Annotated in this window: 1 pseudogene and 1 other annotated feature; the pseudogene reads right to left on the bottom strand. The window is 52.5% G+C overall.

Annotation, left to right across the window (positions count from 1 at the left end):
* A pseudogene (locus tag QWF21_RS18050) lies at window positions 1-771 on the bottom strand (IS3 family transposase); the annotation flags it as partial.
* Window positions 377-493: a sequence feature (AL1L pseudoknot), on the bottom strand. (Overlaps the previous pseudogene by 117 nt.)
* Window positions 772-821: the final 50 nt, after the last annotated feature.

The raw sequence follows: 821 nt of genomic DNA, 5'->3' as shown, positions 1-821 counted from the left end.
CGACGTAAACGAAGCCTGACCACGTAGCAACATACGTGATATCTGCAACCCACAATTGGTTTGGCCGGCTGGCACTGAACTCCCGTTTCACCAGATCCAATGGCTTAGCTGCGCTATCGTCAGGGATCGTTGTGATACAACGGCGGCCACGCCGCACGCCCTGGATCCCAAGCGTACTCATCAGTCTGGCAACCGTGCAGCGAGCCACCGTGAAGTCTTCACGCTTCAGTTGTTTCCAGACTTTCCTGATGCCATAGCATTGCCGGTTATCCTGCCATACACGCAGGATCTGAGGCTTCAGAGCCTCATCCTGATGGTAACGCTGACAGCGTCGCTCAGGCTGCGCTTCTAGTGACTTGCACCGGTAATACGTTGATGGCGCGATCTGCAGCACACGGCAAATCGGCTCGACACCATGCAACACTCGGTGCGCATCGATAAACTGGACTACTTCTTCGGTTTGCGGTCGAGCTCCGCCTGGGCAAAAAATGCAGCTGCCTTCTTCAGGATCTCATTTGCTTGCTTGAGCTCTTTGTTTTCACGTTCGAGCTGCTTAATTTTGGCTGCTGCATCCGAAGTAACACCAGGCCTTTTGCCTGCGTCTACTTCGATTCGATTAACCCAAGCCCGTAATGTCTCAGGTGTACAGCCAATTTTTGATGAAATAGACACCAGCGCCGCCCACCGGGATGGGTGCTCATGCTCTGAGGTCAAAACCATGCGAACTGCACGTTCGCGGACTTCTGCGGAATAACTTGTTCTTTTGTTCATGGACTAATTCTCTCAAGAAAATTAGCCTCCGACAAACCCGGTGTGATTCA

It is taken from the genome of Alkalimonas mucilaginosa (genome assembly GCF_036327005.1).
GTDB lineage: Bacteria > Pseudomonadota > Gammaproteobacteria > Enterobacterales > Alteromonadaceae > Alkalimonas > Alkalimonas mucilaginosa.
This window is presented reverse-complemented; position numbering and strand designations above follow the sequence as displayed.